The sequence below is a fragment of the candidate division WOR-3 bacterium genome, from assembly GCA_016934535.1.
Taxonomy (GTDB): Bacteria; SDB-A; SDB-A; order SDB-A; family SDB-A; genus JAFGIG01.
Genome location: JAFGSQ010000059.1, coordinates 1 through 7,370, shown reverse-complemented (window position 1 = coordinate 7,370; position 7,370 = coordinate 1). Strand labels below are relative to the sequence as shown.

Here is a 7,370-nt window from a genome sequence, read left to right as displayed (position 1 = left end):
TAAATTTAGTTGCAGCCCTTGAGCGTCTGTCCTGTCTATTGTCAGTCCAGTCGCCCCCCAGCTCCCGTCTATGCTCTCCTGCCAGCCCCAAGAAACGCCGGCGAGAATGAAGCTAAGACAGAAAAAAACTGAAAGAGTTCTTTTCACTCTGCCTCCTTTTTTTGAAACACTTCTAAATCAAGCACAATTTAGAATTACTATTTTTAAATATAGTAAATAAAATGTCAATAATAAGTTTAAAGGGTCTTGCATTTTCTCTTTTAAAACACAAAAAAACATTTCACTCCACTGTGACGCTTTTTGCGAGGTTGCGAGGTTGATCTATGCTGCAACCTCTTTCAACAGCTATGTAGTAAGCCAAAATCTGCATAGGCAAAACAGTTAATAGAGGGTACAGAGAATCCATTGTCGCGGGAACGTATATGACATGATCCGCGTTTTTTTTGACTTCATTGTCCCCTTCCGTCGCAATTGCAATTATTTTGCCTTTTCTCGCTTTTACCTCTTCAATATTTCCTAAAACCTTCGTGTAAACAGAGTCTTTAATCGCCACCACGACCACAGGCATCTCTTTGTCAATAAGGGCAATTGGTCCGTGTTTCATTTCCGCCGCGGGATAACCTTCTGCATGAACGTAACTTATCTCTTTGAGCTTGAGCGCTCCCTCAAGAGCGACAGGGTAGTTGAAACCTCTTCCAAGGTAGAGAAAATTGTTTCGATCAGAATATTTTTTTGCTATGTCTTTGATGTATTCCGAATTTTGGAGAACAGAATTAATTTTTTCCGGAATCGCTTCTATGTTTTCGACGTATATTTTGCCTTCTTCATAGGACATGTTTTTCATTCTGCCGATCAAAATGCTGATGAGGTTCAGGACCATGACCTGAGCTGAAAAAGCTTTTGTCGAAGCCACGCCTATTTCCGGTCCGGCGTGTATATAGACGCCGCCCTCGCTTTCTCTGGCGATGGTGCTCCCGACAACATTGCAGATTCCAAGGCAAATAGACCCTTTTCTCGAGGCTTCTCTCATGGCCGCCAAAGTATCTGCCGTCTCTCCGCTTTGGCTGATGGCGAAAGAAATGCTGTTTTTTCTCACCACCGGATTTTTATACCTGAATTCACTTGCGTATTCAGCGTAAACTGATATTCCAGCATTTTTTTCAATTACATAACTTCCTATAAGACCGGCGTAGTATGACGTTCCGCATCCGAGAATAATAATGCTGTCCGTGTTTTGAAGTTGTTTTCTATGTCTGTCGAGCCCGTCTAATCTTGTGGTCCCGTTTTCACTGTCAATTCTACCCCTGATTGAATCTCCTATTACCTGGGGCTGTTCATAAATCTCTTTCAGCATGAAATGGTCAAAACCCCCCTTTTCAATTTTTCTGATATCCGTCTCAATTATCTGAAGTTTAGGGGTCACCTTGACCTTATCTATTGTTTCTATCGTGTATTCGTCCCTGTGTATTTCAGCGATTTCTTTGTCATCGAGATAGACGACTTTTTTGGTGTGGTCTACTATCGCCGCCGTGTCCGAAGCTACGAGCATTCCTTTTTTTGAATGACCTATGGCGAGAGGACTCCCAAGTCTGGCTATGACTATTTTGTCTGGTTCTTCAGAAGATATTACCGCTATACCGTATGTTCCTTCCGCTTCCTGCAGAGATTGACGGACAGCCTCGAAAAGGCTCCCTTCGTAAAATTCTTCTATCAAGTGTGCGAGAACTTCCGTGTCTGTCACTGTTTTGAAAACATGCCCTCTGTCCATAAGTATTTTTTTTAAAGCCGAATAATTCTCAATTATTCCGTTGTGTACGACGGCAATTTTATTTTTACAATCTGTATGAGGATGAGCGTTTATCTGGTTTGGTTCTCCGTGTGTCGCCCACCTAGTGTGGGCTATTCCGATTTTTGTCTGCGGCTTCCAGTTTGCCAAATCCTTCTCGAGATCTTTGACTTTTCCCGCGCGTTTTTCAATCGATATAATACCGTCTTTTCCAATGACGGCTATACCCGCCGAATCGTAACCTCTGTATTCAAGCCTTTTCAGACCTTTAATTAAAATGTCTACTGTGTTCTCGTTGCCTATCGAACCTACTATTCCGCACATCTTTCAAGCCTTTTCCTGATAGTTTCCAAAATTCTCTGGTCTTCACCTATAACGTTTGACTCCACAATGATTCTGAGGGCGTTTTCCGTTCCTGATTTTCTGACATGAAACCAGGATTCTTCATTTTGCCATCTTATTCCGTCTATTTCCACCAGTTGCGAATTTTTTAATATTCCCTCGAAAAGAGCAGAGTCGAAATTTCCCGAAAAATCGACAATTTTTGTCTTGATCATATATGTCAACGGAAGTTTCCGGACAGCTTCTTTCAGGGAGATACCTTTTTTATGAAGATAGGACAAAATGAGCATCGCGCCCGTTTGAGCATCTCTTGCATGGTGCACAGAAGGAAAAATAACTCCGCCGTTGCCTTCTCCACCTATTATCGCGTTTGTTTCCATCATCTTGTCAACTACCTTTCCTTCTCCAACAGGCGATAAGAAAAAATGACAACCCATGTTTTCTGTGATATTTTTAACCGCGGAAGACGTCGAAACATTCGCGACGACATCGCCCTTTTCCCTTTCCAGTACAGCCATAACAGCAAGTTGCAGAGTTTTTTCCTCGCCAATGGGATTTCCGTCTTCGTCGACGAGAGCGAGTCTGTCTCCGTCTGTATCCGTGGCAAGCCCAATGGTATTTTCGCTTTTTCTGACTGTTTTGGATAGAGCTTCAAGGTTTTCTGGGACCGGCTCCAGCCCTCTTGTAAAATTTCCGTCTTTGCAGCCGCCTAAAACCGAAACAATTTTGCAGCCCATCCTTCTGCAGAGCTCAGGTAGAATTGAAGAGGATGCCCCTCCGGCGGTGTCTACGACGACTTTCATCCCTTCGCATTTTTCATACCATTTAGATTGGGCGATGATATCAAGGTGTCTCTCTTCCGCAGTGTTGTCTTTAGTATAAGTTCCTCTCTTTTTGAAATTCTCCCATGACAGACGGTGAGAATCTACAATTTTGAAAAGTTCTTCGGCGTCTTCAGCGTTGAAAAAAACGCCTCCCTTTTTAACGAATTTTACTGCGTTCCATTCTTCCGGATTGTGCGAAGCTGTAATAATCACACCCCCAGAATAGTTTCCCCTACCGACATTGATCAAAACAGTTGGAGTTGTGACAATTCCCAGGTCAACTACATTCATTCCCGCAGCCATAAGAGACCCTGCCGCCACCATAGAAAATTCTTCTCCAGTTTTTCTGGGATCTCTTCCCAGGCAAACAGTTCCTCCGCCGAGAAATTGCGCTATGGCGTTTGAATATACGACAACTTTTTCCGGATCGAATCCTTTTCCCGTTATTCCCCTGAGCCCGGAAACGCTCCTCACAAAATTCATCTGTAAAGACCGGTTATGCTTATTCCTATTTTGTAAGATTCAGAGTCGAAGTCGATTTCGGGGAGAATTACACGTTCGTTGGAAATTCTCCTGAGGCTGTTGAATGACCAGGCAAAAGAAACAACCCTTGTCAAAATTGCTCCGGACAGGATGTACGAAGCGTTTTGAAGGGCTTCTCTTGAATTTCTCCTCATTCCCCTGTAGTAGTCGTACTGAGAAAGTTTTCCGTTCCAGTCCCATGCATATGAGCCTGTGTAGCTGTTTTCTTGAATGTATCTCAACTGAGCGTCGTAGTCGTCTGGATATAATTTTCTCGCATCTTCTCTTACCTTCAAGTTGTAACTTTCAGCGCTTTGATACCATTCTATTGCGTCCCAGTAAGTCTCGTTTCTCTCGCTGTAATAAGCCCCGGCAATATCACTGGCGTATATTCTGTAGTTGTTCTGAATTGAATTGCCTTTCCACCTCATTGAAAGGTAACCCGTCCAGACAAGCCCTTCAGCAATAAAAAATCCCAAAGCGGCTTTTTTGTTGCCTAGAAGGTATTCTCCTCCACCGGGGATTAAAAGAGACGCAAAAAGGACTTTAGCTCTCGAAGGAGTTGAATACAAAGCTGAATTTTGTAATGCTGCGTTCAGGATAAGGGAAACCGATACAATCGAAAAGATTAATTTTTTCATTTTATCACCGCCATTTTAACAAATCTGACATTTGAGTTTTGTCCATGTTTCAATTCGACCCTTAAAAGATAAACGCCTGGCGCGAGCTGCCCCACGTCAAAACTCGTTTCGTTGACCCCGTAAAATGTTCCCGCAACAAAAGAAAGTTTTTTGTCCCCGGCAATGTCGAAAACAGTAACTTCCACATGGTCAACTTCAGATGAAAGTGTGTATCTCAAATAGGCGACTGAACCCTCGACAGGATTTGGCCAAACATACAACTCTGAAAAATCGAGGTAATCCCTGGGTTCAATCCACGGAGAAAGCTGTCTCAAATCATGAGACGGGGACCTTCTGAACATCGGCCAGGGATTGTTGCCTGTGTCTCTTCCCAGGCTCCACCCTACTATTTTCCCGTTGTCAACATTAGCAATTAAATCAATATACCCGTCGTGATCAATGTCAACAGCTGTCGGGGTGCTGTATATTGAATCTCCGCAACTGAGAGGAAAGCCTCCAAGAACATTTCCTTTGTTGTCGAACCCGCAGATCCAACCTGTAATAGTTCCAATTACAATGTCAGGGCTTGAATCTCCATTCAAGTCCGCGATTACAGGTGAAGACTGAACGTTGAAGGTGTCGCCAAGGCTCACCGGAAAACCTTCAAAAAGAGAGCCGTTGGAATTGAAAACGGTCAAATCACTCCCGAAGGATACAATTATGTCCAAAAACCCGTCTCCGTCAATATCAGCCAGGGAAGGAGATGTGACGTATGATTTCCCCTCGATTGATTTCGACCAAATAGTATGACCGTCCCAGGACACAAGATGAAGATCGCCGTTTCCGTGGAGAACCACTATTTCTTCTTCTCCGTCTCTGTCTAAATCTCCCAAAGCGAGAGAAGCTGTCGTCAAAACAAGTGAAGGTTCGAACACATTCCAGTTTTCTTCCCATATACCTGAATTGTTTTCCGAGAAAGCGTGAAGAACTCCGTCTCCACCGAGAGCGTAAAGAAAAGAGTCTCCCATGGCCGGAGTGGACCAAACCCAGTTGCCCATCTCCATAGGAAAACCGGTTACGGAATCGGCTCTGCCGTCTTTATTCGCGTCTTGGAACATAAAAGCGTAAAGTTTATTGTCGTTGGCTCCTATCAAAATCTCTTTCTTGCCGTTTTTGTCAATATCCAAAAGGGCTGGGCTGCATGCTACCCTCGCGTTCACCCTGACGGGAAAACCCGTCACTTCTTGAGGTGGGAACATGTTAGGAAGGGTGTGCCAGGCATAGATGTACCCGTTTTCGTTTCCGCATACAACTTCCATGCCGTTAGTTGTGTCTCCGTCTGCTTCTGCGATTGCAATGGATGAATAAGATTCGGAGTTTGTCCTGAAGAAAATGGTCGTGGTGCTTGTAGTGGTTCTCATGTAGCCGGTTCCATCTCTTTCAAAAGCGTAAACTGTCCCGTCTTCAGACAGCGTAGCAAGCTCCAATTCACCGTCATAGTCAAAATCACAGACCACAGGAGAATTCACGTCAAATGTTCCTGTTATAAAAAAGGGGAAATTGTCGAGCAGCCAGTCGAATCTAACGTTGAATCTCGCTACAGTGTCTCCGATCATGACCAAGCTGTCGATCCTTATATGCGTTACAGAACCGAAATTGTCGTTGGAATTGGGGTTTGTATAAGCGTCGAACCTAGTCAAACCTCCTGGTTTGAAAAGATCGTACTCGTTTCCGTAAAAAGTAGAATTCCAATCGACTATTTGATTATAACTCAGCTCGCAATCCTGTATGCCGTCGGCTTCCTCAAGGTCTACTCCTCTCGGAAAACCCGCGTTTACGCTATTATATTCTATAGTCGTGTCAATTTTAAATTTATCTATATGCCAAATAGCAAGCCCCCCCGAACTGTCGCTCTGAGGCAAACTATAGTCATAATCGAAAAATTTCACCATTACCCCGTCCCTCCAGACCCTCGTCGCATTTGAATCGGGATTAACATGTGATGTGTCTCCTGGAGTAGCGGAATACCTGTATGAAATTAAAAAGTGTTCTCTGTTGTTTATTGGAACTTTGACGAAATATACCGCCGTAGAATCAAGAGACCCCCTCCATCTCAATTCGACGGTTGTGTCTCTCGATATGCTTCTAGGTACAGCCCAATACGGATAGTTCATGTAGCCGACGTTCCAGACATCGTGGTGGGGAGGAACAAGGCCGTCGAGGTTCCAGTTGCCGGTTCCCATGAGTGACCATCCGTTGCAACCCATAGTCTTGCCGGATACGTCGTAAAGATCGTATGTTCCCAGTTGATGGCCGAATTCATGTGCCAACCCGCCTTGAAGATAGGCTACTCCTCCGTCTTGAAAGCCCGTCTCGCAATACATAACAGATTCAAAAATTGAGTCGGTTCTGTTGTTGGCGTATATAGGCTCTCCGAAAAGGGCGTCCGCACCACCAATCCAAACCGCAGGCAAATCGTATGGGCTGTCTCCGTAGTCTGTCTGCCACATAGAACCAGCATGAAACATAACAATCGCGTCATAATCTGAAAAATCAATATTTGCAACTGTGTCTCTATCTGCTTCGTAAACAGCGTCCCTCAAAAGATAGAAAAGCCCATAGACAATATTCTGCGGGTCTCCGTAGTATAACATCTGGTGCGGAACAGTGTATGATGCGGAATCTCCAACTGGAAAAATATCGTATTGAACATAAAGACCGTTTTTTGTGTCGCTCAAATAGTAATTTCTCAATGCTTCCATCTGGTGATCGAAGTATGAAGAGTCATGCGGCGGATCATAGTTGAGGTTGTGGGTGCTGTCTGAGTTGTATTCCTCTTCTCCGTTTCCCTGATAGTTGAATTTTCCGTTCCCGGTAGTCAACGGAGAATTGTCTTCGACAAAATCAACTCTCAGGACAAGGACCCTGACCGTGTCGGCGCCCGACAAATTTTCTCCCATCTTGAAAACTTTATGCGCGGGTGCGTTGAAATGAAAAGAAGCAAGAGGATTGTCTCTATACAATTCAAGCTCTTTGTCGATGAACCTGCCTGAGTTTCCGTAAAATAAATCTTGCATCTGATTAAATTCAATGTTAGCATTCATACCCATTGTAATCAGGAAGCAAGTTGAAAAGAGAGTCAATTTCATCTAATCTCCTTTATCTTTGTTTTAGAAATTGAATACGATTTTAAAATATGATAAGAAATTTTATTCATATATCAAGACTAGTATTTCTAACAGAAAACACAATCCAGGTCAATGTTTACGTATTTGC

General features: G+C 43.7%; 4 protein-coding genes. All 4 read right to left on the bottom strand.

Annotation, left to right across the window (positions count from 1 at the left end; translation table 11 throughout):
* Window positions 1–280 precede the first annotated feature (280 nt).
* The 4 genes from glmS to JXL83_08810 are packed head-to-tail and all read right to left on the bottom strand — an operon-like array spanning window position 281 to window position 7,243.
* Window positions 281–2,110 (bottom strand): glutamine--fructose-6-phosphate transaminase (isomerizing), encoded by a 1,830-nt coding sequence (gene glmS, locus JXL83_08825; protein MBN2364221.1) that lies wholly within the window; start codon window positions 2,108–2,110, stop codon window positions 281–283.
* Window positions 2,098–3,435: a phosphoglucosamine mutase gene (locus tag JXL83_08820; protein ID MBN2364220.1), complete on the bottom strand. Its 1,338-nt coding sequence runs from the start codon at window positions 3,433–3,435 to the stop codon at window positions 2,098–2,100. The genes glmS and JXL83_08820 overlap by 13 nt, the downstream gene beginning before the upstream one ends.
* Window positions 3,432–4,115: a hypothetical protein gene (locus tag JXL83_08815; protein ID MBN2364219.1), complete on the bottom strand. Its 684-nt coding sequence runs from the start codon at window positions 4,113–4,115 to the stop codon at window positions 3,432–3,434. The genes JXL83_08820 and JXL83_08815 overlap by 4 nt, the downstream gene beginning before the upstream one ends.
* A complete protein-coding gene (locus tag JXL83_08810; GenBank protein MBN2364218.1) occupies window positions 4,112–7,243 on the bottom strand; it encodes a VCBS repeat-containing protein in 3,132 nt (1,043 codons plus the stop codon). Before JXL83_08810 ends, JXL83_08815 begins: the two co-directional genes overlap by 4 nt.
* Between the last annotated feature and the right edge of the window lie 127 nt (window positions 7,244–7,370).

What these genes read in the sequence shown, in the direction of transcription:
- glmS (MBN2364221.1), bottom strand. Translation starts at nt 2,110, where the DNA reads ATGTGCGGAATAGTAGGTTCGATAGGCAACGAGAACACAGTAGACATT.
- JXL83_08820 (MBN2364220.1), bottom strand. Translation starts at nt 3,435, where the DNA reads ATGAATTTTGTGAGGAGCGTTTCCGGGCTCAGGGGAATAACGGGAAAA.
- JXL83_08815 (MBN2364219.1), bottom strand. Translation starts at nt 4,115, where the DNA reads ATGAAAAAATTAATCTTTTCGATTGTATCGGTTTCCCTTATCCTGAAC.
- JXL83_08810 (MBN2364218.1), bottom strand. Translation starts at nt 7,243, where the DNA reads ATGAAATTGACTCTCTTTTCAACTTGCTTCCTGATTACAATGGGTATG.